General features: G+C 65.8%; 19 protein-coding genes. 7 read left to right on the forward strand and 12 right to left on the reverse strand.

The window, feature by feature from the left end; translation table 11 throughout:
• The first annotated feature begins 3 nt into the window (after positions 1 to 3).
• The 3 genes from HZA32_05005 to HZA32_05015 all read left to right on the forward strand — a co-directional run bounded on the left by HZA32_05005 (position 4) and on the right by HZA32_05015 (position 2,180).
• Complete coding sequence (locus HZA32_05005; GenBank protein MBI5423422.1) at positions 4 to 519, forward strand: sigma-70 family RNA polymerase sigma factor; 516 nt, start codon at positions 4 to 6, stop codon at positions 517 to 519.
• Positions 512 to 1,102: a hypothetical protein gene (locus HZA32_05010; GenBank protein ID MBI5423423.1), complete on the forward strand. Its 591-nt coding sequence runs from the start codon at positions 512 to 514 to the stop codon at positions 1,100 to 1,102. The genes HZA32_05005 and HZA32_05010 overlap by 8 nt, the downstream gene beginning before the upstream one ends.
• A 76-nt stretch (positions 1,103 to 1,178) precedes the next feature.
• Positions 1,179 to 2,180 carry a PDZ domain-containing protein gene (locus HZA32_05015; protein MBI5423424.1) on the forward strand — a complete coding sequence of 334 codons (1,002 nt, stop codon included), beginning with the start codon at positions 1,179 to 1,181 and terminating at the stop codon, positions 2,178 to 2,180.
• Positions 2,181 to 2,288: 108 nt separating this feature from the next.
• Here the strand turns inward: HZA32_05015 and HZA32_05020 are convergent, their stop codons facing one another.
• The gene (locus HZA32_05020; protein MBI5423425.1) at positions 2,289 to 2,816 is read right to left on the reverse strand and encodes a DUF4199 domain-containing protein; all 528 of its coding nucleotides are present in this window, start codon (positions 2,814 to 2,816) and stop codon (positions 2,289 to 2,291) included.
• Positions 2,817 to 2,903: 87 nt separating this feature from the next.
• Positions 2,904 to 3,704, reverse strand: coding sequence for a TIGR00266 family protein (locus HZA32_05025; protein MBI5423426.1), 801 nt, complete (start codon positions 3,702 to 3,704; stop codon positions 2,904 to 2,906).
• A 284-nt stretch (positions 3,705 to 3,988) separates the two neighbouring features.
• On the opposite strand from HZA32_05025, the gene HZA32_05030 reads away from it, so the two are divergent.
• Positions 3,989 to 5,524, forward strand: a complete 1,536-nt coding sequence (locus HZA32_05030) for a PhoH family protein (protein ID MBI5423427.1) — start codon at positions 3,989 to 3,991, stop codon at positions 5,522 to 5,524.
• A 34-nt stretch (positions 5,525 to 5,558) separates the two neighbouring features.
• Here the strand turns inward: HZA32_05030 and HZA32_05035 are convergent, their stop codons facing one another.
• From HZA32_05035 to def, 3 genes are read right to left on the reverse strand one after another with little or no spacing between them, the layout of a single operon-like run.
• A complete protein-coding gene (locus tag HZA32_05035) occupies positions 5,559 to 6,185 on the reverse strand; it encodes a hypothetical protein (protein ID MBI5423428.1) in 627 nt (208 codons plus the stop codon).
• Positions 6,186 to 6,235: 50 nt separating this feature from the next.
• Positions 6,236 to 6,799 (reverse strand): cob(I)yrinic acid a,c-diamide adenosyltransferase, encoded by a 564-nt coding sequence (locus tag HZA32_05040; GenBank protein ID MBI5423429.1) that lies wholly within the window; start codon positions 6,797 to 6,799, stop codon positions 6,236 to 6,238.
• A complete protein-coding gene (gene def / locus HZA32_05045) occupies positions 6,796 to 7,362 on the reverse strand; it encodes a peptide deformylase (protein MBI5423430.1) in 567 nt (188 codons plus the stop codon). Before def ends, HZA32_05040 begins: the two co-directional genes overlap by 4 nt.
• Before the next feature lie 90 nt (positions 7,363 to 7,452).
• Here def and HZA32_05050 point away from each other — a divergent pair, with 90 nt between their 5' ends.
• The 3 genes from HZA32_05050 to HZA32_05060 all read left to right on the forward strand — a co-directional run bounded on the left by HZA32_05050 (position 7,453) and on the right by HZA32_05060 (position 11,655).
• Positions 7,453 to 9,117 (forward strand): hypothetical protein, encoded by a 1,665-nt coding sequence (locus HZA32_05050; GenBank protein MBI5423431.1) that lies wholly within the window; start codon positions 7,453 to 7,455, stop codon positions 9,115 to 9,117.
• A gap of 22 nt (positions 9,118 to 9,139) precedes the next feature.
• On the forward strand, positions 9,140 to 10,537 hold the full coding sequence (locus HZA32_05055) for a hypothetical protein (GenBank protein ID MBI5423432.1): 1,398 nt from the start codon (positions 9,140 to 9,142) through the stop codon (positions 10,535 to 10,537).
• Between the two features lie 74 nt (positions 10,538 to 10,611).
• Positions 10,612 to 11,655: a sodium:calcium symporter gene (locus HZA32_05060; protein ID MBI5423433.1), complete on the forward strand. Its 1,044-nt coding sequence runs from the start codon at positions 10,612 to 10,614 to the stop codon at positions 11,653 to 11,655.
• A 326-nt stretch (positions 11,656 to 11,981) separates the two neighbouring features.
• On the opposite strand, the gene HZA32_05065 is transcribed toward HZA32_05060, so the two are convergent.
• From HZA32_05065 to lipB, 7 genes are all read right to left on the reverse strand, one after another.
• Positions 11,982 to 12,674, reverse strand: coding sequence for an MBL fold metallo-hydrolase (locus tag HZA32_05065; GenBank protein MBI5423434.1), 693 nt, complete (start codon positions 12,672 to 12,674; stop codon positions 11,982 to 11,984).
• Positions 12,675 to 12,734: 60 nt separating this feature from the next.
• Positions 12,735 to 13,505, reverse strand: coding sequence for an AMP nucleosidase (locus HZA32_05070; GenBank protein MBI5423435.1), 771 nt, complete (start codon positions 13,503 to 13,505; stop codon positions 12,735 to 12,737).
• A 79-nt stretch (positions 13,506 to 13,584) separates the two neighbouring features.
• Entirely contained in the window at positions 13,585 to 16,026 is a 2,442-nt protein-coding gene (locus HZA32_05075; GenBank protein ID MBI5423436.1) for an immunoglobulin domain-containing protein, read from the reverse strand.
• A gap of 47 nt (positions 16,027 to 16,073) precedes the next feature.
• A complete protein-coding gene (locus HZA32_05080; GenBank protein ID MBI5423437.1) occupies positions 16,074 to 18,539 on the reverse strand; it encodes an immunoglobulin domain-containing protein in 2,466 nt (821 codons plus the stop codon).
• Between the two features lie 78 nt (positions 18,540 to 18,617).
• Positions 18,618 to 19,520, reverse strand: a complete 903-nt coding sequence (lipA, locus tag HZA32_05085; protein MBI5423438.1) for a lipoyl synthase — start codon at positions 19,518 to 19,520, stop codon at positions 18,618 to 18,620.
• A 113-nt stretch (positions 19,521 to 19,633) separates the two neighbouring features.
• Entirely contained in the window at positions 19,634 to 21,622 is a 1,989-nt protein-coding gene (locus tag HZA32_05090) for a tetratricopeptide repeat protein (GenBank protein MBI5423439.1), read from the reverse strand.
• Positions 21,619 to 22,311, reverse strand: a complete 693-nt coding sequence (lipB, locus tag HZA32_05095; GenBank protein MBI5423440.1) for a lipoyl(octanoyl) transferase LipB — start codon at positions 22,309 to 22,311, stop codon at positions 21,619 to 21,621. Before lipB ends, HZA32_05090 begins: the two co-directional genes overlap by 4 nt.
• Positions 22,312 to 22,436 lie beyond the last annotated feature (125 nt).

Raw genomic sequence — 22,436 nt, forward strand, 5'->3', positions numbered from 1 at the left:
CCCATGGAGGCAAATTGTGCATCCACATCCTGGAAAGACTGGTTCGAAGCTTACGGGCCGAAGCTGCTGCTCTGCGCGCGGCAGTGGACCCGTTCGCTGGCGGACGCCGAGGATGTCGTGCAGGAAGCCTTCGTGCGCTACTGGCGCCACCAACGCGAGCTGCCGGGCGATCCGCAGGCTCTCCTCATCACCTCGGTGCGTCGCGCGGCGCTCGACCTCGCCCGTCGCGAGGGCAGGCGCTTGGTGCGCGAAGAAAAGGCCGATGGCGGCCTCGAAGAACGCGAAGGGATTTTCGATCCACTGCCCGGGGACGGCGACGAGCGGCGGCTCGAAATCGAAACGGCGCTGCAACGCCTGCCCGACGAACAGCGCGAGGTGCTCGTGCTCAAAATCTGGGAGGAACTCACTTTCGAACAAATCGGCGAGATGCTCGACATCTCGCCCAACACTGCCGCATCGCGCTACCGCTACGCGCTCGGCGCGCTGCGCAAGGAATTGAAGCCGCTCAGTTATGGATGACACATCGCTCCAGGATCTGGAAAACGAACTGAAGGCGCTACGCCCGCGGCGTCCGTCGGTTCTGCTCCGCGCCCGGGTGGAGCACGAACTCTCCCGCTCGGAACTCGAAACCCAAGCGTCGCCCCGATCGACCCGCGAGGTGCCGCGCTACACCTCGGCGACGACGTTGCGCTCGTGGAAGTGGTTCAGCTGGCAAATGGCCGCAGCGGCCGCCGTCGCGTTGGCAGTATCGGTCGGCGTCTGGCGCTGGCAGGTCTCGCGCAACACGCCCGTCGCCCTCCCCGTGTCCGCCCCGAGCTTGGCCCAATCGGAAAAGGCCGAACCCACGCCGGCGGAGTCGATGCCCGCTCCGACTCCGCGCGCATTGGCGGCGACTGACACCTATCGTCCGGTCAAGGCCGCGAACGTGCTCTACGACCTCAAGGACGAGGGCCCGGCCTTGCTCGACGACAACACCCCCGGTCGGCGCATCCGCGCGCGCTACGTCGATACTTACACCTGGAAAAATCCCGCCACGAACGCGTCGCTCAAATGGAGCGTGCCGCGCGACGAGGTGCGCGTGCTCCCCGCGAGCTTCCATTGATTTTGCAAACCCAACCTGGGTGGCGCGCCGGACTCGGTTTGCAAACCGACGCGTCACCCGAATCCCACTCCGAAGAATGAAAAATTCCCTGCGTTACATCCTCCCCGCCGTCGTCGGCGGTGCACTCGCCGTGTCGGCTTCCGCGACCACGGTTGTTCGGCGCGTCGATCCGAATGTCGTGCGCATCCAAGTCAGCGATCCGATCCATGTGCGGATCGAAAAGGGCGAAAAGTCCGATAAGAAAATCCCCAGCGAAAAAGTCACGTTCCTCGGCGTCGAAACCGGTCCGTTGCCTGAAGTGCTCGCTTCCCAGCTCGGCCTCGGTGACGGCATGGGCCTCGTCGTCCGTCGCGTGGCGGAGGACAGCCCGGCAGTCGGCGTGCTGAAAGAGCACGACGTGCTCACGAAGCTCGGCGACCAGCAACTTGTCGATTCCCGGCAACTCAGCGTGCTTATCCGCGCGAAGAAGCCCGGCGACGAAGTGAAGCTCACGCTCGTGCGCGGCGGCAAGGAGATGACCGTCACCGCCAAACTCGCGGAGCGCGAACTCCCGCGGATGTTCGGCCTGCGCGGCGGCGACATCGACGGCGGCGCGTTTCAATTCTTCCAAGGCGACGGCCCCGCGGTCGAGCGCCTGCGCGAGCTGCCCGGAATCGCCCGCGACGAGCTGAACGACGTCATGCGCATCATCGGCCGTGAGCGCGGCAATTGGTTCGCCGGTCCGCGCGTGCACGTCTTCAAGCGCCACGGCGGTTCCTCGCTCCTGAACATGGCCGAAGGCAATTTCGCCTACTCCGACGACGAGGGCTCGATCGAGGTCACCGCCTCAAAAGGGCAGCGCGAACTCACGATGAAGGATGCCAAGGGTGCCGTGACCTTCAAAGGCCCGATCAACACCGACGAAGAGCGCGCCAAGCTCCCCGCTGAGGTGAAGAAGCGTCTCGGCAAGATCGACGACGCCACCATCGACTTCGAAGCCGACGAATCGCTCGAGCAGGAAGGCGCGGCCGTGAAGCCGGACAAGACGAAGACCGGCACGACCATCCGCCGCAGCATCCGCCTGCAACCGTCGTTCTGAAACTAGGTTTTCGACGCGAGGTGTTAGCCGCGTCGTGTGTGTAAACGAAAGAGGCCGCCCGGTTCGTTCGGGCGGCCTCGCTCGTGAAAGGTTCTCAGTGTTGCGCGCTCACATCGGCGGCGGCTCGGCGCCCTCGGGCGCCGCACGCTTCACGAAGGCGGCCACGATGAGCACGACGATCAGGCCGAAAATGACGCCGAAAAAAATCGTGCCCACAGCCTGCGCGCCGGGCGAAAGCGTCATGCGCACGAAGCCCTCGGCCTTGCTCATCTGGTCGTCCGACATGCCTTGCTCGGCCCACTTCGAGCGGATGACTTCGAGCTGATAGTCGGCGAAGCTCGTGTTGATGAACTTCAGGTGGATGAAATTATAGACGGCCGACATGGCGGACGCGATCAGGGCAAGCAACGTGCCGTTGCCGACCGCCTGGCCATAGGAGATCGCCTGGTTCGGGCGTTCGTCGCGGATGGCCTTCAGCGCGAACCAGTAGATCGCGAACACCACTGGCAGCATCAGCCAGTTCAGGTATTGGCCGGTGGCGAGCTTCTCGGTTTCAAAGCCGGTGAAAAACAGCAGCAGGCGAAAAGCAGCGCCCGCGACCGTGAGGATCAGTGCGTAAAAGAATTTCGTGCCCATGGTGCGTGCATGGCATGCCGAGCCGGGATTGCCAATCCCCTAAGGACAAACGGCTCTGCGCGCGGATGGGCGGCAGAGCCGGGAACGTCAGCGATTGTCGCCGTCGAGCACGCGACCGAGGCCGCCGAGGATCGAGCCTTCTTCGCGTCCGCCGCGGCCCGTTTGCGGCGCGGCGGCGACGATGCGGCCGGCGAGACGCGAGAATGGCAGTGACTGCAGCCACACCTTGCCCGGGCCGCGCAGGCGAGCGAGGAACAAGCCTTCGCCGCCGAACAAGGCGGTCTTGATGCCGCCGACGAACTCGATGTCGTAGTCCACACTTGGTTGCAGCGCGACGAGGCAGCCCGTGTCGACGCGCAGCGTCTCTCCCGGGGCGAGCACGCGCTCATAGAGCGTGCCGCCGGCGTGCACGAAGGCGAGCCCGTCGCCCTGCAGGCGTTGCATGATGAAGCCCTCGCCGCCGAAGAGGCCCACGCCAATGCGCTTTTGAAACGCGATGCCAATGCTGACGCCTTTCGCGGCGCAGAGGAACGAGTCCTTTTGCGCTATGAGTTCGCCGCCCATCTCGCCGAGGTGCATCGGCAGAATTTTGCCCGGATAAGGTGCGCCGAACGCCACGCGGCGTTTCTGGGCCGAGCGATTGCCGTAGACGGTCATGAAGAGCGACTCGCCCGTGAGCACGCGCGAGCCCATGCCGAGCAGCGCACCGACGAAGCCGCGGTTCTGCTGCGTGCCGTCGCCGAAGATCGTTTCCATCTCGATGCCGTCGTCCATGAACATCATGGCGCCGGCTTCGGCGATCACCGCTTCATTGGGGTCGAGCTCAACTTCGACGAACTGCATGTCGTCGCCGCTGATGCGATAGTCGATCACGTGCATTGGATTCATGGCGGAAAGGACCCGCAGCGTCGCAGAAAAGTCGCGCGGTCGCAGGTTGAATTTGGCCGTAGTTTTCCAGACGCCCCCCTGCGGCTGTGCGCTTCCATGACAGTCCCGGTGCGGACGGTGAGTAGCTTGGTGTGACGTGCCCTCCAATTGTCCGCGACGTCTCGCACCGGAAGAATCCCGATATCCAGCGACGGAGTTTACGCGGAATTTTCACAAAGTTGCGATTATCGCATTTACAAAGCCTCCAGAGGGATACATGGGTTGCTCACAAGTTATCCACGTCGATGGAATCCACACTGAGTGGGGTAAAAAATCCACCGCAGCATCACGTTGGCACGAAGGTTAAAACCTACGTTCTGGACACGAACGTCCTGCTGCACGACCCGCAGTCCCTCTTCAAGTTTGAGGAGAACAACCTCGCGATTCCCGTCGAGGTTCTGGAGGAGCTCGATGCGATCAAAGGCGAGCAGTCGACCGAACGCGGTCGCAACGCGCGCCGCGTGCACCGGTTGCTTCAGGAGCTGTTGCCGGATTCGCACTCGATGCACGAGGGCGTGAAACTGCCGAACGGCGGCACGCTCTCGATCATCATCAATCGCTACCTCGTCGAGAACAACTGGTCGACGCCCGCGATGCAGCGGTTGCGCGCCGTCGTCTCGGACTTTACGAAGAAGGACAACCGCATCATCGCGGCTGCACTTTTCGTTCAGGAAACTTTTCCGCCGCCGACGATCCTCGTCACGAAGGACGTCAACGTGCAGCTCAAGGCGCGCGCCGTCGGCCTCGAGGCCGAGGATTATCTGAACGACAAGGTTCCCGAGGCGCCCGACACCGACTCGTATCAGACGCTCCCACTCGACGTCTACGAGATGCAGCGCTTCTTTTCCGAGGGGCAATTCGCCATCGGCGACGACGTCGCGAAAAAACTCTATCTGAACGAATACGTCCTGCTCATGACGCCCGAGGGCAAGACCGCTCCCGGACGTTACTACGGCCAGGGCGTGGTGCGCCGGCTGCGTTTCCCGGAATTCGTGAAGGCTCCCGGCGGCATCCCGATTCGCCCGCGCAATCTCGAGCAGCAGTTCTTCATGGACGCGCTGATGGATGACTCCATCTCGCTCATCACGTGCTTCGGCAAAGCCGGCACCGGCAAGACGCTGCTCTCGACCGGTTGCGCGCTGCATCAGATCACCGATCCGGAAAACGCGCGCTACGACGGCCTGTCGATTTCCCGTCCCGTCATCGCGCTCGGCAAGGACATCGGCTTTCTCCCCGGCTCACTCGAGGAAAAGATGAAGCCGTGGCTGCAGCCCTACCACGACGCGCTCGAAGTGCTCATGCCCTCTAAGCTGCCGAAGGATCCGCAATTCGCGGCGAAGAAGGTCGGCAAAAAGAAGCGCAAGCACGACGACGTCATGGCGAGCATGACCGCACCGCAGCCCACGCACGGTGGCAACGGCAATGGCAACGGCGTGCCGCCCATGAAGCCCTACGAGCGACTGATCAAGAGCGGCCTCGTGGAGATCGAGGCGCTGTGCTTCATCCGCGGCCGCTCGATCGCACGGCGCTTCTTCATCCTCGACGAGGCGCAGCAGCTCACGCCGCACGAGGTGAAGACGGTCATCACGCGCATTTCTGAGAGTTCCAAGATCGTGCTCATCGGCGACCCCGCGCAGATCGACAATCCCTACGTCGACGCGCGCAGCAACGGCCTCGTCTTCTGCCATAATCGCATGAAGGGCCAGTCGCTCCACGCACACGTGAAGCTCTCAAAGGGCGAACGCTCGCGTCTCGCCGAACTTGCGGCGGATTTGCTCTGACCCGCCGCGGCGACCTCGCGGGCCGCCGTCACGATCACTCGGCTTTCGCCTCTTCCTCGACGGGAGCGGGTGCCTCTTCGCCGGCCTCCTCCTCGTCGCCATCGAGCAGGCTCGGCTCACCTTTGCGTTGGGCGATGAACTCCATGATGCCCGCGAAAAGACCGGTGAACATCAGGTCGCCGAAGAGCGTGTTTTTGAAAAAGTAGATCGTCGGCGGAAATTCCGGATGTCCGATCGTCAAAGCCTGCCACCAGCCGGCGAGCGTCTTGGCGTAGAACGGATCCGACCACCACGACTGTGTGTTCGTCACAAGGTAGAACAGCAGCGCGCCGAGCAGGCTGCCGTTGAGCAGCCACAGCCAGGACTTGCGCGTCGACACCCACCAGCCGAGCGCCACCGCCGCCGCGAAACACGCGAAGCGCGCGATGTAGCCCGCCGTCGGGAGCGAGTAGCCGTATTCGCGCGCGTAGAACCAATTGATGTAGATGTCCGAGAGGCAGAGCGCGACGAAAGGCACCGCCCAAGTCCAGCGCTTGCGGAAATACACGGCGCCGCAGAACGCGATCGCCATCACCGGCGAAATGTTCGCCAGCGAGAAATCCATCGTCGGCAACACGCGGAAGAGCGCGGCAATCAGGATGAGGACGATGGGAACAAGCATGACGCTTCAACTTGTGGGCACTCTGCCGCGGAAGACAAGCGCGGGCCTCGTCAGCTTTCCGCCACACGGGCGAGCAGCCAGAGCAGGTCGGAAACCCGGTTCAAATACTGGAGCAGCAGCGGTCGCACGGTCTTCCCCTGCGCGCCGAGACCGGAGACGCGCCGCTCGGCTCGCCGGGCGGCGGTGCGCGCGAGGTCCAGGGCGGCCGCGTGCAGATTGGCGCCGGGTGTCGCCCAGCCGTCGAATTTCGGTTGGCGCGCTTCCACGGCGGCCACCGCCGCGTCGATGCGCGCGAGGGCGGCTTCGTCGATCTTGGCGAATTTCGAGCCCGCGTAACGCCCCGCGTCGCTCTCGGCGCAGGCGACTTCGCCCATGAGTGCGACCAACTCCTGTTGGATTCGCTCCAGTTCCGAGCGATCGGCGCCTTCCGGTTGCGTGGCCTTGGCGAAGCCGATGGCGGCGTTCAGTTCGTCGAGCGCGCCGACCGCTTCGATCTGCGGGTGGTGCTTGGGCACGCGCTGGCCGTAGAGCAGGGAAGTGGTGCCGTCGTCGCCGGTGCGGGTGGCGATGGATCGGGCGGAAGGTTTGCCGGCGTCGGCCATCGCGTCGCTCACTTCTTGGCGGCCTCGCGCGTCTGTTTTTTGAGCGCCTTGAGCTGAGGGTCGAGCGCTTGCAGCGTCTCCTTGTCCATGCGCGAGATGAAGAGGACGCCGTTCAGGTGATCGGCCTCGTGCTGCACGCAGCGCGAGAACAGGCCGTTACAGCGCAGCGTGTGCGGCGTGCCGTGCTCGTCCTGATATTTCACCGCGATCTCGTCCGGACGCGTCACGTCGCCGCGGATCTCGGGAAAGGACAGGCAGCCTTCCTCCAACGAGGTTTGCGGCTCGGGCACGACGTCGATCACGGGGTTGGTGACGATCATCGGCATGAACAGCTCGAGCGGCGGCTTCGCGCCATCGAGTTCCCAGTCGAAATCCACGTCGGTTTCCCGCAGGTCGATGACGCACAGTTGGATCGCCTGTCCGATTTGGTGCGCCGCGAGACCGATGCCGTGCGCGGCGTGCATCGTATCCACCATTTCGGCCGAAAGTTTGCGCAGGGCCGCGTCAAACGTCGTGATCTTCGCGCCCTTCTTTCGGAGGACAGGGTCGTCGTAGTGAACAATTCGCAGCGGCATGGGTCGTAATCCGCGCAGCGTATTTCTCCGCGCAACTTGCGCGCAAATAAATAGTTTTCGCTTCCGCTGCGCCACGCTATGTCCAGCCGCATGTCCCAACCCGCCGTCGCCGTCCCCGGCACCGTCTCCGCCGCATGGATCGCGGGCGTGGTTGGCGGTTTGGCGTTGCTCGCGGTGGCGTGGCTCCTGCCGGTGAACGTAAAGTCGCTCAACCCCGCGCTCTTGCGCGAGGCTGGGCGGGATACGCAGAGCGCTGCCACGTTCGCGCGCGAGCTGCTCGAACTCGACCGCCCCGGGCCGGCCGAACTCGTCCTGGAAACCGCCCGCGCAGTGAACGATCCGGGCGCCAGGGCGGTTCGCGTGATTTTCGAGGATTACCAAAAACGCCATCGCGACATGATCCCGTGGGGCGGTTGGGATCCCGCGCTCGAACCGCTGCTCGTCGGCCGCACGGCGGCTTCGCCCGCCGAGTCGACGCCGGTGCTGAAATTTCTCGTCACCACGCAGGCGCGCGACGCGATGAGGAAATACCTCTCGGTTTCGCGGCTTCCCGGCGTGCAGGCGCTGCTGAAGACCGGCGAGCTCACCACGACGCAGCGCTTCGTGCCCGCGACGCGCCCCGGCGGTCAGCCCCTCGATGCGGTCATCCTCCTCACCGCCTACCTGTGGCAGACCGAGCACCTCGCCCCGACGCTCCAGCGCGAGGTGCGCATGCTCGCCGAGACGGCGGTTTCCACGGGCCAGATGGGCGCGCTCGAGGAGTTTTATCTCGATATCCTCACACTCGGGAAACGGCTCAACTGGGTGCAACTCTCCGAGTTGCTCCGCACCGCTTCGAATCCCCGCACCGTCGCGCAGTTCGCGCATCTCACGCGCGTCGCCCCCGAGCATCTGCCGGCGATCTACACCGCGGCGTTGATGACGAAGTCGGCCGACGGCGTGGCGCGCTACCTCATCGCCTTCGGCAAACCCGGCGCGGAAAACCTCCGCCTCGCGCTCGCGAGCGGCGAGGGCGCGGTCCGGCAACTCGTGACGCGTCAGGCCCCGGTCGTGCAAACGGCGGGCGGTGACTTCGAGTTTGGCGCCGGCTTCGTTCTCCGGAATCCGGAGCTCGCGCTGCTCGGGAAATACGCGGCATTCCTCATCGGAGTTTTCCTGCTCCTGCGTTCGATCGACCTGCGGTTGTTCTTCCCCGAGGAGAAACGCCTGCACGGCGCCTTTCCGCACATGGGCAGCGGCGTGCTCGCGAGCATCCTGACGTTCATCTTTTTCGTGTTCTCCGAGCCGTTCCTGCTCAAGGCCGCCGCAGCCACCGAATACCAATTCAAGCTGGTCGTGCCCATCCTCGGGCAGACCGCCGCCAACGTCGCCAAACCCATTTCAACCAACGCACCCGCCATGGACATCGCCACCATCCTCTCGATCACCGTCTTCGCCGCGCTGCAGGTCGGCATGTATGTGATCTGCCTGCTCAAGCTCGCCGAAGTCGATCGCCAGTCGCTCCCGCCCGCGATGAAGCTCAAGCTCGTCGAGAACGAGGAGAACCTCTTCGACGGCGGTCTCTACGTCGGCATCGCCGGCACCGCCACGGCGCTCGTCCTGCAGGTGCTCGGCGTCATCGAGGCCAACCTGCTCGCCGCCTACTCCTCGAATCTCTTCGGCATCATCTGCGTCGCGCTGGTGAAAATCCGCCACGTGCGGAACTACAAGCGCAAGCTCATCCTCGAAACCCAGCAGGCCACCGTCACCGCCTGAGCCGGCCGCTCTCCGCGCCGTCATGAACAAGACGCTTCTCCTCATCATCTGCGACTTCCTGTTGCTCAACCTCCTCGCGCTCACGCGTTGGGAAAAGGCTGAGCCGCAGCGCGCGCTCGACACGCCGGCTCCCACCGCGTCGTCGCCGGCCGCCGCCCCCGCGGTGAACGCCGACATGGTCGAACTCATGCGCGTGTCTCTCGAGGACGAGAAGGCCGCGCGCGACCAGCTCGCCTCGCAGCTCAACAACACCCAGGGCACGCTCTCCGAGCGCGAGAAAGCCCTTTCCCAGCTCGAACAACAGAAACAGCAACTCCAAGGCGCGCTGTCCTCGACCTCCGCCGCCGCCAAGGAACTCGAGAAAAAATACTCGGACGCGACGAACGAGGCGTTCCTCACCAAGGAGCAGCTCGCCAAGATGCAGCGCGAACTCGAGGAGCGCCGCGCCGAGGCCGAACGCCAGAAGGCCGAACTCGCGAAAATGGAGCGCGCCAACAACGAGGCGCGCCAGCGCATCGAGTCGCTCGCCGTCGCCGTGAAAGTCGCCGAGCAGGAAAAACAACTGCTCGGCCAGAACCTCACCGAGGCCAAGCAGCAGATCGAGGTCGAGCGCCAGGAGCGCGCCAAGGTCCAGGAGCAGACGGTCGTGCTCGCGCAAGGCGTCGGCCAACTCGCGCAGAAGTCGACCGAGCTCACGAAGGAGATCCGGGACAACCGCCCGGTGAATCCGAACACGCTCTTCGCCGAATTCCTCAACAATCGCGTGCAGCTCCACGTCACCACGCGCCGCCCGGGCCTCTTCAGCCCGAGCGTGAAGGACAAGGATTCGCAGACCGTGCTCGTCACCGATGGCTCGCGCATTTACGCCCTCGCGCACCTCAGCGACACGCCGTTCTCGCTCACGTGGGAGAACCCGCCGAACTACGACCTGATCGCCGGCCAGCTCACGCGCGGCTCGTTCAAGGCGCCGGTCAGCGAACTCCGCTTCCTCAACGCCGACCCGCGCGTCGTCGTGGTGCCGCTCGACGACTCGCTCGCCGCCGTTATGGGCGCGAAGGTCTACAAACTCGCCACCGAACCGTTCAAGTTCCCCTCCGTCGTGCTCGTCCGCGCCGACGATGGCCGCTACGGCGAGACGCATTTCCGCATCGACGCGAACCGTCGCGGCTACGTGAAGATCGACAATCGCATCTCGACGCGCCTCTTCGGCGAAATCGCGTCGAAGCGCGGCGATCTCGTCTTCGCGCAAACCGGCGACCTGATCGGCATCATGGTGAACAACGACTATTGCGCCGTGCTGGGCGACTTCGGCGCCGCGCAGACGATCCCCGCCGGCGAGAGCGTGCCGCAGAAGAACACCGACGCGATCTTCCGCGATCTCGCGAACCGCTGGATGCGCCTCGATCAGTCGTTGCAGTGAGAGGTGGGCGTCGCCGTCCCGGCGACGCCATTGCGGTTGTTTCGCCGTTGAACGCGCGCACCCGCGCCGCCTGAATGCGCGGCGTGCTGCCGCCGTTCATCGAGTCGCTCGGACTCACCGATCCATGGACCTATTTCGGGGTCTTCCTGGTCGCGTCGCTGCTCATGCTGTGGCGACTGGAGGCGATGCTCGACCATGGCCTCGAAGGCACGGCGCTCGGCACACTGGTGATGCCTTACTGCTCGGGGCTCGGGAATCTGCTGTTCGTCTGGATCGTCTGGCAGCGGCACGGTCCGGCGAAGGAGGTGCTCACGAACTGCCTCGTGAACAACGTCACGAACCTCACGTTGCTGCTCGGTCTGCCGGCGCTGCTCTTCGGCTTGCAGGTTACGGGCGGTGCGAAGTCCGGCGTGGCGAAGGGCGCGAAAAAAACAGCGAACAAGAGCGGGGCCGCGCGCGGTGACGCCGGCGCGACCGGCGCGCAGGTGAATCGCCTCTCGCTGCTGCTCACGCTCACGGCGGTGTTGTTTTTCACCGGTGGCACGTGGCTGCTCGCGGACGACGGCAAGCTCACGCGCACGGACGGGCTGATGCTCGTGGGGCTGTTCCTGTTTTGGCAAACGTTCCAGGTGTTCGACGTGATGAAGCACAACGTGCAACGCCGCGCGTCGTTCGGTTTCTTGTTCTACATTGATCTCGTGATCGTGCTCGCGGCGGCGTGGGCGCTGTATGAGAGCATCGACTGGCTCGTGACGTGGATCACGGCGCAGAAGTCCGGCTTCGTGAGCGCGGCGAATCTTGGCTGGCTCAGCGGTTGGTTGATGGTCCTGCCGAATGCGCTGCTCGCGCTTTACTGGGGCTGGAAGAGGCGCGCCGATGTCGTCTACAGCTCGCAGGTCGGCGATGGGCACATTTGCATTCCACTGTGCCTCGGAGTCCTCGCGTTGCTGACGCCGGTGGCGGTGCCGTCGCTGTTCATGACGGGTCTCGCGCTCCTCGGTGGCGCGGTGGTCGTGCACGCGTTTTGCCTGCTCGCGTTTGGCGGGTTGCCGCGCTGGGTCGGCGGCGTGCTGCTCGGCGCCTACGGCTGGTTCGTGTGGACGGGGCTGTTCGCGTGAACCGTCGCCGAAAGGGGAGGGCCCGCGTCCCTGCAGGCCGCAAGCGCGGGCGCGGGCGCTTGTGACGTTCGCGGCGCGCGGGGACGCGCGCCCTCCAAACGATTCATGTGGCGATCGCGCGTCGGAGGGCGGCGCTCCGTCGCCGCCTCGGCCGCGGCGATGCATTTAGGGCCTTTTCTGTTTTTCTGTAGCCGGGCTCGCTGAGCCCGGTCGGCGCTTCTTCCCTCGGGAAAGCCCCCTTTCCGGGTCGGGGTCAGCGACCCCGGCCACAGTATTTGTGAAAACGCTGTAGGCGCCCTCCGGCCAAATGCCGGGCTCCCTGCGCCTCACACGGGTTCGCCGGAGAGCTCGAAGACTTCGTTCCCGCCGGTCGTGAGGTAGCGGCCGAGTTCCGAGCCGGGGAAGCTGCCGAATTGGCCGGGGTAACAGCGCAACAGCCCCTCGCGTGCGAGGCGCACGATGCTGCGCGCGTTCAGATCGAGATCGTTGCAGAAGAAGGGCGGGCGCGCGCGGTTCGGCCACATCATGGAGCCGCGCAAGACGTCGCCGATGATCGCCTCGCCCGAGGCAAGAACGACGGAGACCGAGCCGTTCGTGTGGCCGGGCGTCGGAATGACTTTTCCGCGCACGCCGTAGGGCTCGAGCGAGAAGGCCTCGCGGAACTGGATGTCCGGTTCGAAGGACTGGAACTCCTCGTCGATGAAGGGGCGGATGAAGCGCCCGAGCGGACCTTGCGCGGCGAGCACGCCGTTCTTGCCGGTGCGGGCGAGCGCGGCGTCGCCGGCGTGCAACGCGACGGGGCGGCCGCTGCGCGCGTGCAACTCGGCGGCGTTGCCGGCGTGATCGCTGTGGCCGTGCGTCAGGAGGATGAGCGCGAGCTGTTTCGGATCGATGCCCTGTTGCTTCAGCGCGGCGAGGATGCGCGGGAGATCGCCGGGCGCACCGGTGTCGACGAGCACGGCCTTGTCGCCGAGCAGGAGGTAACAGTTCGAAATCGCGCCTTTGATCCGGACGATCATGACACCGCGCCCAGCAAAACCGGCCGCGCGTCGTTTCGCAACGCTCGGCTCGGTGGCGGCTCAGAACTTCAGGTGCTTCACCGTGAGACCCTTGTTGATGAGCTGCTTCAGGGAATCGAGACCGATGCGGATGTGATCGGAGACGAAATCGCCGTCGACCTTGCGGTCGCTCTCGGAGGTCTTCACGCCTTCGGGCGTCATCGGCTCGTCGGAGACGAGGAGCAGCGCGCCGGTGGGGATTTCGTTGTGGAAACCGGTGATGAAGATCGTGGCCGTCTCCATGTCGATGGCCATGACGCGGAGGCGCTCGAGGTATTTCTTGAACTCGGCGTCGTGCTCCCAGACGCGGCGATTGGTGGTGTAGACGGTGCCGGTCCAGTAATCGCGACTGTGGTCGCGGATCGTGGTGGAGATGGCTTTTTGCAGCGCGAACGACGGCATCGCGGGCACTTCGGGTGGGAAGTAGTCGTTGCTCGTGCCCTCGCCGCGGATGGCGGCGATGGGGAGGATGAGGCTGCCGACTCGCGCGCGATGCTTCACGCCGCCGCATTTGCCGAGGAAGAGGACGGCTTTCGGGTTCACCGCAGTGAGCAGATCCATGACCGTCGCGGCGGTGGCGCTGCCCATGCCGAAGTTGATGATCGTGATGCCGTCGGCGGTGGCGGAGGCCATCGGCTTGTCGCGGCCCATCACGGGCACGTTGTGCCACTGGGCGAAGGTCTCGACGTAGGCGTCGAAGTTCGTGAGGAGGATATACTGGCCGAAGTCCTTGAGCGGGACGCCGGTGTAGCGGGGCAGCCAGTTCTCGACGATTTGTTGCTTGGTATCCATGCGAGCTGTTTTGCCCGCAAAAAATTAGCCCCGCCGTCGGGCGGGGCGAGGTTAATTTAGCCGGGGGCGTTGGCGCGGTTCAGCGACCGCGCTGACGCCAAGCGCGAATCAGCAGTGCGCTCGCGACACACGCGGCGAACCAATCCGACGGGGCGCCGCCTCCTCCGCCACCGGTGCCGCCACCAGACGGAGGTGTGGGCGTGCTCGGCGTGTTGACGGTGAGCGTGGCCTTGTTGCTCGTGACGCTGCCGATGCTGTTGGACACGACGACGGTGTAGTCTCCGGCGTTTGCGGAACTGACGTTCGATACTGTGAGTGTGTTGCTCGTCGCGCCGGCGAGCGCGGTGCCGTTGAAATACCATTGGAAATTCACCGGGACGCTGACGCTGACGGTCACGGCGAACGTGACGCTCACGCCGGCGTTCGCGGACGTGCTGACCGGGTGGGTCGCGATCTCGGGAGCGTAACCGAGGAACTCGCCTTTGCGCATCGTGGTGCCGTCAGCGTCGATGACGTAGAGGTTCTCCTGCGCATCGACGGCGATGCGACCCGGTGCGGCGAACAGTGCCGCAGTCCCGTCAAGGCTGCCGGTGGTATTGCGGGTGCCGCCGATGATCGTCTCGGTGCCGTGCGCGTCGAGGCGGGTGACGAAGTGCGAGTCGGGGTAGGTCAGATAAAACGCGCCGGAAGCGCCCACCGCCAACCCGCCGGGCGGCTGCGTGAGTTTGCTGCTGACGGTCGTCACGACGCCGGCCGTCGTGATTTTGCGGATGAAGTGTGCGTCGGCGTCGGCGCGGTCGATGAGGTAGAGATTGTTGGCGCGGTCGAGAGTGAGTTTGGAGGCGGACTTGAAATGCGCGGCGGTGCCGGTGCCGTCCAGAATCTCGTTCGACGGACCGCCGGCGAGGGTGGTCCACGTGCCGGCACTCTCGCGCCGGGCGATGCGATCGTAGGCGGGCGGAGGGTCGAAGCCGAAGACGTTGGTGTGGTTGAGCACGTAGAGATTGCCCACGTTGTCGCCGATGGGGTCGTAGGTGTATCCGCTCGGCGCGGTCATCTCGGTCACGGTGCCATCGGCGAAGATCTGGTTCAGCCGGAAATCGAGCGAGAAATAGTTCTCCAGACGCGCTACCGTCACCGTGCCGGATTGGTCGACCCAGATCCCGTTAGGCGCCAGGTAGGGATTGTTCGTGCGCATCGCGGACCAGGAAGCGGGCTGCGGCGGAGTCGAGAGAAGTCCGGATGGCGCGAGCTTCCTGACGCGGGTGGCGTAGTGAAAGCGCGGGCCCGGGGAAATGGGATAGTCGTCGTAGCGCGTGACCGTCTCCGCCAGCCAGAGCGTGCCGGAGCGGTCGAGCGCAAGAAAGTCGGTCCCGAGCAATCGTGCGGAGGGACCTGATCCTTCGCGGCTGTCCGGCGGCAGTTCGGTGCCGGCGTAGATGCCGTTGCCGGATTGAATGGATGAATCGGTGGCACGCGTGAAATACCATTTCCCGGCCGCGTCCTGGGCGAGTCCCGTGGGGTAGACGGGCTGGCCCAGGTGGGATTTCATTTCCAGGATGTTGTCGGTGAGCAGCGTGCCGTCCGGCTGCAAGCGGAGTGCGCGAATGCTGCGCAGGTAGTCGCGGGCGCGGATTTCCACGACGGTGAAGAGTCGTCCCGCGAAATCGTTGAACAGGGTGTCTTCGTAGAAGCGCCAGCCGTAGGTGTTGCCCGAGTTGTCCGTGCCGGAGTAGCTGCTGCGGACGATCGATTGTGCGCCGCTCGAGGACACCTTGAGGTATTGCTCGGAGCGCGTCGGCCCGGCGGCGATGCCGGTGGTCGGATTGATGGTGGCGAAGTAGAGATTGTCGTCGGCATCGATCGCCGGGCAGCGCTCTATCCGCACGGTGAGCGTGTTGCCGTCGGGATCGGTGACCTGCGCCGGGATCGACAGCGTCGTGACGTTGCCGCCGGAGATTTTCCGAATGCCGTGGTTCGACAAATAGAGATTGCCGCGCTGATCGACGGCGAGGCGATCGGGCGAGTCGAAGCGCGCGACGGAAGCGGCGCCATCAACGGCGCCGGCTTGGCCAGCTTGGCCGGCGATCGTCGAGACAGCGCCGGCGGGCGTGATGAGGCGAATGGTGTGGTTGCCGGTGTCGGCGACGTAGACGTTGCCGTTGCGGTCGACGGCGAGGCCTCGCGGCGAGCGGAAACGCGCGGAGGCGGCGGGACCGTCGGTCGCGCCGGGCTCGCCGGATTTCCCGGCAAAAGTGGATACGATGCCGGCGGGCGTGATGCGGCGGATCGTGTGATTCCCGGCGTCGGCGACGTAGAGGTTGCCCGCCGAGTCAAGCGCAAGCGCGTGAGGTTCGTTGAAGCGCGCGTCCGTCAGGCTGCCGTCCTCGGATCCGATCGAGGCGCGACCGGCGAGCGTCGTCCACCGGTAGACGGGTGTCGGCGCGGCGAGTGCATGACCCGCGGCGAAGAGGATGGCCCAGCGAACGAGCGTAACGAAGCGAGCGGTGCGAGGTATCATGAGATTGGGCTCATCTACCTGACAAGCGACCGCGCCCGACCCGCACCTCATGACCCGCGCAATTGGCGCGGCGACAAGCATTGCTTTCCCGCACGCCGGGCAATGCCGGCGGCAAGCAGCGCGAACAGGAACCAGACACTCGGCGCGCCACCGCCTCCGGATCCGCCGCCGCTGGAGGGAGTCGTTGGCGGCGGAGTCGATGCGCCGGTGATGGTGAGTGTGGCCTTGTTGCTCGTGACGCTGCCCAAATCGTTCGCGACCACGACGGTGTAGTCGCCGGCGTTCGCGGCGTTGACGGAGGAAAGCGTGAGCGTGCTGGTCGTGGCTCCGTTGATCGCCGTGTTGTTGAAAAACCACTGATAGGTCGGCGTCGGTGCGGTCGCGGCGGCCGTGACGGAGAATTGCGCGCTGCCGCCGGTGGCGACCGTCAGGCTTTGTGGTTGTGCGGCGATGCCCGGCTGATAGCCGAGGAACTCGCCTTTGCGCAGCACCGTGCCGAGCTGGTCCATGACGTAGAGGTTGTCATGGGCGTCGGCCCTGATGGCGGTGGGTTCGAGAAACCCGGCCTTGTTGCCCACGCCGTCGCGCGAACCGAACACGCCCGGCACTCCGCCGATCACGGTTTCGTTCCCTTGACCGTCGCTCAGCCTCACGCTGTCGGAATCCAGCAACGCGAAAAGGCCGGCCTTGGTCAGCGCGACGCCGGCGGGGACGCGGGTCGTCGGGACGCCGTTCACGGTGGTCTTGACCGCGAGGTCGCGGCTGAGCGTGACGACTTCGCCGAGAGGTGTCACCCGGCGCACGAAGCAAGCCTGGACGTTGCCGTTGTTGTCGTAGGTCGCGTCGAGAAATACAGCATTGCCGCTGCTGTCCGTGATGAGGGAGTAAGCGCGGCTGATCCGGGCCGCCTCGCCTATGCCGTCCTTGATCTCGGCTGTGGTGCCTCCGGCGACGGGCTGCCAGACGCTCATAGGGAGGCAGCGAAGCATGCGGTAAACAGGTCCTTTGTCCGCGTCGTAGCTGGAAAAGGTCCACAGATTGCCGTGCGAGTCGGACGCCAGTCCGCTTCTGGAATCCCAGGTCAAGCGACCCTGCGGAAAGCTGGTGCGCGTGCCGTCGGGCTGAATGCGATAGACCGTGGCGAATCCGCTCGCGGAATCGGCCAGGTAAATATTGTCAGCCTGGTCCACGGCGATGCCAGTGGGGTTGTGGTAGTAGTAGTAGTCTCCGACGGCCGAAGCCGTTCTCACCTCCCCGTTCGGCGAAATTTTGCGCGCCAGCGAACTCGACTGGTGCGACGGGTTGCTCATGTTGGGGGCGAACGTTCTGCGCGCCTCCGCGACCCAGATATTTCCGACGGAGTCGATGCTCAGGTAGGACACGCTGTCGAACGTGGCGCGGCTTCCCACTCCGTCTTGAATGCCGCTCGGGACTCCGGCGTAAACCTCGTAGCGGTCGCGCGTGATCGCGGAATCCGACGTGCGGGTGAAATACCAATGTCCGTCCGGGGCGACCGCCACGCCCGATGGCACCGTCGGGTCTCCCTCGAAGGTGCCGAACCACGCGGTGGTCCCGGCTGTGCGGGTGACGAGAGAAGCGCCGGCGCATTGATATTCACCCGAGGCGAGGCGCAGGTAGTCGAACGTCGCGTAGATGTTCCCCGCCGAATCGTTGAACACGGTGTTCTTGGCGGTCCCGAGAGTGATGTCATAGAGCCGCGGCAAGGCCGAGAGCTGGCCGGATGGATCCATCGTGGCGACGAAGCCCCAGTATTCGCTGGGGTAGCTCCCACCGGAGAAGCTCCAGAAATACAGACGCCCTTGCGCGTCGATGGCGGGGCAGTCGTGGATGCCGATCGCGAGCGTCCGGCCGTCAATCACCGTGGTCTGCGCGGGGATCTGGATCGTCTGGACCGCACCGCCGGAGATTTTCCGCAACCCGTGGTTGAACAGATAAATTGTGCCGTCGGGGGCGACGGAGAGTCGGTCGGGCGCGTCGAGGAGAGCAACCGTGGTCGCCGCGCCGTCGGTCGAGCCGCTTTTGCCGGCTTGGCCGGCGAGCGTGGAAACCACGCCGGCCGGGGTGAGCTTGCGGATCGTGTGGTTGCCGGTGTCGGCCACATAGACGTAGCCATCGGCGTCGACCCCGACGCCGCGGGGCGCGTTGAAGCGCGCAGCGCTGCCCGTGCCGTCCGCCGCGCCGGACTCGCCGCTCTTGCCGGCGAAAGTGGAGACGACGCCTTGTGGCGTGATCTTGCGGATCGTGTGATTGCCGGTGTCCGCCACATAGAGATTGCCGGCCAAGTCTGCCGCGACGCCGGTGGGATGATTGAAGCGAGCGTCCAACGCGGGCCCGTCCTCGTCACCGAGCGTGACGCGCCCGGCGAGGGTGGTCCACCGATAGACGGGGTCTGCTCCGCGCGCGAGAGCGACATGGGCGCCAAGCGAGATGATGACGCAACACAGAGAGGCGAAAGACCCGAACTTTCGGGAAAGCGGAAGAAGGAGTTTCATGCGGCGCGGCCCGCATGAATGACAATTCAGGACGCTTGAACCGCTAGTCCGGAGCGCGGCCGGGCGGACGCGTCGTGCTCAGCGCGACTCGGCGAGCGCGTTCGACGTGTTCAGGTGCTCGACGCCGGTGTATTTCTGCGACTGCTCGTCGGCGTGGTAACTGGAGCGCACGAGCGGGCCGGATTCGATGACGCCGATGCCGAGCTCAAGGCCGAATTTTTTCCAGTGCGCGAATTCCTCCGGCGGCACCCAGCGGTCGATCTTCCAGTGTTGCGGCGTGGGCTGGAGATACTGGCCGATGGTGAGAATGTCGGTCTTGTCGCTCGCGATGTCGCGGATCGTCTGCGCGATCTCGTCCTGCGTCTCGCCGAGGCCGAGCATGATGCCGGTCTTCGTCGTGAAGCCGCGGCTCTTCGCGTGGCGCAGCACGGAGCGGCTGCGGTCGTAGCGAGCCTGCACGCGCACCGGGCGCTGGAGGCGTTCCACGGTTTCGACGTTGTGGTTGAAGATGTCGGGCTTGGCGTCGAGGACGATGTCGACCTGGTCCATGTTGCCCTTGAAGTCGGGAACGAGAACCTCGATCGCACATTGCGGGCTCTTGTATTTCGTGGCGCGGATGGTCGCGGCCCAGACGCTGGCGCCGCCGTCCTTCAGGTCGTCGCGGGCAACGGAGGTGATGACGCAGTGGCGTAGGCCCATCTTGGCGACGGCGTCGGCGACGCGCGCGGGCTCGCCGAGGTCGAACTCCGTCGGGCGGCCGACTTGGATCGCGCAGAAGTTACAGGAGCGCGTGCAGATGTTGCCGAGGATCATCACGGTCGCGGTGCCGCGCGACCAGCACTCGCCGATGTTCGGGCACTGCGCGGACTGGCAAACCGTGTGGAGTTTGTTCGTCTCCACGAGCGCGCGGGTGGCCTTGTAGCCGGGGCCGGAGGGCAGCTTGGCGCGGAGCCAGTCGGGTTTGCGCGAGGTGGGAGTCATCGGGAGGAAACACGAAAGGACACGAAGCGCGCGGAACGACAAGTGGGTTTTGCGCCGGCCCGCCGCCTATCGCGCCGGCTGATGGCGCCGACGCGCGGGTTAATCGCGGATAATCAACGGAGTTGCTCGCGCAGGCGTCGGGCGTCGGCGTTTTGCGGCTGGAGAATTAGGACGCGGTCGAGCGTGGCGCGCGCGGCGGCGGTATCGCCGGATTGCGCGAGCACGGCAGCGTAGTTGAGCAACAAGCCCGGATCGTCGCTGCGCAACTCCGTCGCGGCGCGGAACTGCGCGACGGCCTCCGCGGGCCGGCCGATGACGGCGAGCGCGGTGCCGAAGTTGACGCGCGCGGTGAGGTTGTCGGGCGCGAGGGTGGTGGCGCGGGCGAGATGTTCGAGGGCTTCGGCTTCACGGCGCGTGGCGAAGAGCGTGCTCGCGAGGTTGCAATGCGCGGCGACGGAGTCGGGTTGCTCGGCGAGCAGGGCGCGGTTGAGCGCTTCGGCCTCGGCGTAGCGGCGGGCGCGGTGGAGCGCGCTACCGAGGTTGAGACGCGCGTCGGTCAGCTTGGGCTGGAGGCGCAGCGCGGCTTCGAAGCCGGCGATCGTCTCGTCGGTGCGGCCGAGCGCGAGCAGGACGTTGGCGCGGTTGAAGTGCGCGGCGGCGAGCCGGGGATTTTGCGCGATCGCCAACTCGAATTCGCGCAGCGCGTCGCTGGTTTTGCCCGCGCGCAGGAGCGCCTGGCCGTAGTTGTTGTGCGCGAAGGGAAAAACCGGTTCGAGCGCGACGGCGTTGGCGAAGGAGTCGAGCGCCTCGGCGGAACGGCCGGCGGCTTCGAGCGCGAGGCCGTGGTTGACCCACGCGCGGGCGTTGCGCGGGGCCTTCGCGATGACGTCCGACCAGAGCGCGAGGTCGGATTGGTAGACGCGGTTGCGCAGGTGCGTCGCGGCGCCGGCAACGAGGGCGAAGGCAAGGAAGACGAAGACAGCGTTCCGGCCGATGGCGCGGTAGCTCGCGAGGACGGCGAGTGTCACCAGCAACGCGAGCGCCGCGTAGAGGCGGTGCTCGGCGGCGAACTGCGAAGCGACCGGCACGACGCTTGAACTCGGCGCGAGCAGGAGAAAGAACGCGGCGCCGAGAAAGCCGAGCGTGGGCCGCCGCGCGAGCGCCCAGAGCGTCGCGGCGAAAAGCGCGAGCAACGTTACGAGGGCGGCGAGCGCGTCGGCGTCGAAATCCGGCGTGCGTTGGCCGTAGTCGAAGACGAGCGGGTGGGGCCAGCAGGCGAGGCGCACGTAGCGGAGGATCGTGGCGGGTTGCGCGAGAAGGTAGTCCAGCGCGGACGCAGTGCCGAGTCCGGCCGTGCCACCGCGGTTACCGAAGATCGCCAGCAGCGCGGCGAGCAGCAGCCAGGTGGACGCGAGTGCGAGCAACGGCATGCGGAACTGCCGCCACGTGTCGCGCCAATTCGCGGCGAGAAAACAGCGCGCGTAGAGCGCGGCGAGGATTGGCACCACGACGGTGGTTTCCTTGGCCGCCATCCCGCCGAGGCACGCGAGGAACGCGGCGACGAACCAGCCGCGCACGAAGGCGTAAAGCGTGGCGAACGCGAGGAGCGCGGCGAGCGACTCGGCGCGTTGGGAGAGATAGGTGACGGATTCCGTCTGCAGCGGATGCAGCGCCCAAACCGCGGCGATCGCGAGCGCCAGCCAATCCGCCGCGGCGCCGAAGCGGTCGCGGAGCGGCGCGGTTTGCAGCGTGCGGCGGACGAGTCCGAACAGCAGCAGCGCGGCCGCGGCGTGGATCGCAAGATTGAGGGCGTGATAGCTCCAGACCGCTTGGCCGCTGGCCGCGTAGCTCAGCGCGAAAGTGAGGTTGAGCAGCGGCCGGCCGGAAACAGTGTCGCCACCGACGGGCGGCGCGAGCGGGCCCGGCACGAGGGGCCAGAGGTGGCGGATGGATTCGTTCGCGCCGAGCGACGTGACGTCGTCAAACAGGAACGGCACCGCGAAGCTGTTGCTCCAAGCGGCGAGGATGGCGAGCAGCAGCAACGCTAGCCCGAGGCGCACGCGGCGACCGAGTGGCGCGGGAGCGAACGCCGGTTCGCTCATGCGGTGGCGCCTGCGAAGAACGCCGGCAGACGCGCACGGAACTCGGCGGCGAGCGCGGCCTTCACGTCCGCGAGGTCGACGGTGCGGCCGAGCTCGAGCTGCAGCGACGTGACGGTGCCGTCGGCGGCGGTGATACCGCAGGGGATGATGCCGGTGAAGGGGGTGAGGTCGGTGTTCACGTTCAGCGCGAAGCCGTGGAACGTCGTCCATTTTTTCACGGCGACGCCGATGGCGGCGATTTTGCGCTTCTCGATCCAGATGCCGGTTTTGCCGGGATTCCGGCCGGCGGTGAGGCCGAAGCGCGCCACGCTGGCGATCATCACGTCCTCGAGGAAACGCAGGTAGGCGTGCAGGTCTTTGCGTGGGGCGAGGTTCACGATCGGGTAACCGACGACTTGGCCGGGACCGTGGTAGGTGATGTCGCCGCCGCGGTTGGTCGTGATGACTTCGATGCCGCGGCGGGCGAGTTCGGCTTGTTGCCAAAGAAGATTGGCCTCGGCGCCGCGGCGCACGCCCATCGTGAAGACGGGGTTGTGCTCCGTGAAGACGAGCGTGTCGGGCGCGCGGCCGTCGTTGCGCGCCGCGACGAGTTCCTCCTGCCGCCGCCACGCGTCCGCATATGCGGTGCGGCCCCAGTCGACGAGGTCGAGGGGGAGCACCGGTGCGGTGGCGGGCGGCTGATCGGCCATGGCCGGAAAGGTAGGGCGGTGCGGGTAGCGCGCCAGAGAGAAAAGGCCGCGTCTGGCATTTGTAGGAGCCTGCTTGCAGGCGACCCGAACGTCGTTCGCGGCACCGTGTCGCCTGCAAGCAGGCT

Source organism: Opitutia bacterium, from assembly GCA_016217545.1.
Lineage (GTDB): Bacteria > Verrucomicrobiota > Verrucomicrobiia > Opitutales > Opitutaceae > Didemnitutus.

Bases quoted from the DNA above. Each gene is read 5' to 3' on its own strand.
- HZA32_05005 (MBI5423422.1), top strand. From the start codon at position 4: ATGGAGGCAAATTGTGCATCCACATCCTGGAAAGACTGGTTCGAAGCT.
- HZA32_05010 (MBI5423423.1), top strand. From the start codon at position 512: ATGGATGACACATCGCTCCAGGATCTGGAAAACGAACTGAAGGCGCTA.
- HZA32_05015 (MBI5423424.1), top strand. From the start codon at position 1,179: ATGAAAAATTCCCTGCGTTACATCCTCCCCGCCGTCGTCGGCGGTGCA.
- HZA32_05020 (MBI5423425.1), bottom strand. From the start codon at position 2,816: ATGGGCACGAAATTCTTTTACGCACTGATCCTCACGGTCGCGGGCGCT.
- HZA32_05025 (MBI5423426.1), bottom strand. From the start codon at position 3,704: ATGAATCCAATGCACGTGATCGACTATCGCATCAGCGGCGACGACATG.
- HZA32_05030 (MBI5423427.1), top strand. From the start codon at position 3,989: ATGGAATCCACACTGAGTGGGGTAAAAAATCCACCGCAGCATCACGTT.
- HZA32_05035 (MBI5423428.1), bottom strand. From the start codon at position 6,185: ATGCTTGTTCCCATCGTCCTCATCCTGATTGCCGCGCTCTTCCGCGTG.
- def (MBI5423430.1), bottom strand. From the start codon at position 7,362: ATGCCGCTGCGAATTGTTCACTACGACGACCCTGTCCTCCGAAAGAAG.
- HZA32_05050 (MBI5423431.1), top strand. From the start codon at position 7,453: ATGTCCCAACCCGCCGTCGCCGTCCCCGGCACCGTCTCCGCCGCATGG.
- HZA32_05055 (MBI5423432.1), top strand. From the start codon at position 9,140: ATGAACAAGACGCTTCTCCTCATCATCTGCGACTTCCTGTTGCTCAAC.
- HZA32_05060 (MBI5423433.1), top strand. From the start codon at position 10,612: ATGCGCGGCGTGCTGCCGCCGTTCATCGAGTCGCTCGGACTCACCGAT.
- HZA32_05065 (MBI5423434.1), bottom strand. From the start codon at position 12,674: ATGATCGTCCGGATCAAAGGCGCGATTTCGAACTGTTACCTCCTGCTC.
- HZA32_05070 (MBI5423435.1), bottom strand. From the start codon at position 13,505: ATGGATACCAAGCAACAAATCGTCGAGAACTGGCTGCCCCGCTACACC.
- HZA32_05075 (MBI5423436.1), bottom strand. From the start codon at position 16,026: ATGATACCTCGCACCGCTCGCTTCGTTACGCTCGTTCGCTGGGCCATC.
- HZA32_05080 (MBI5423437.1), bottom strand. From the start codon at position 18,539: ATGAAACTCCTTCTTCCGCTTTCCCGAAAGTTCGGGTCTTTCGCCTCT.
- lipA (MBI5423438.1), bottom strand. From the start codon at position 19,520: ATGACTCCCACCTCGCGCAAACCCGACTGGCTCCGCGCCAAGCTGCCC.
- HZA32_05090 (MBI5423439.1), bottom strand. From the start codon at position 21,622: ATGAGCGAACCGGCGTTCGCTCCCGCGCCACTCGGTCGCCGCGTGCGC.
- lipB (MBI5423440.1), bottom strand. From the start codon at position 22,311: ATGGCCGATCAGCCGCCCGCCACCGCACCGGTGCTCCCCCTCGACCTC.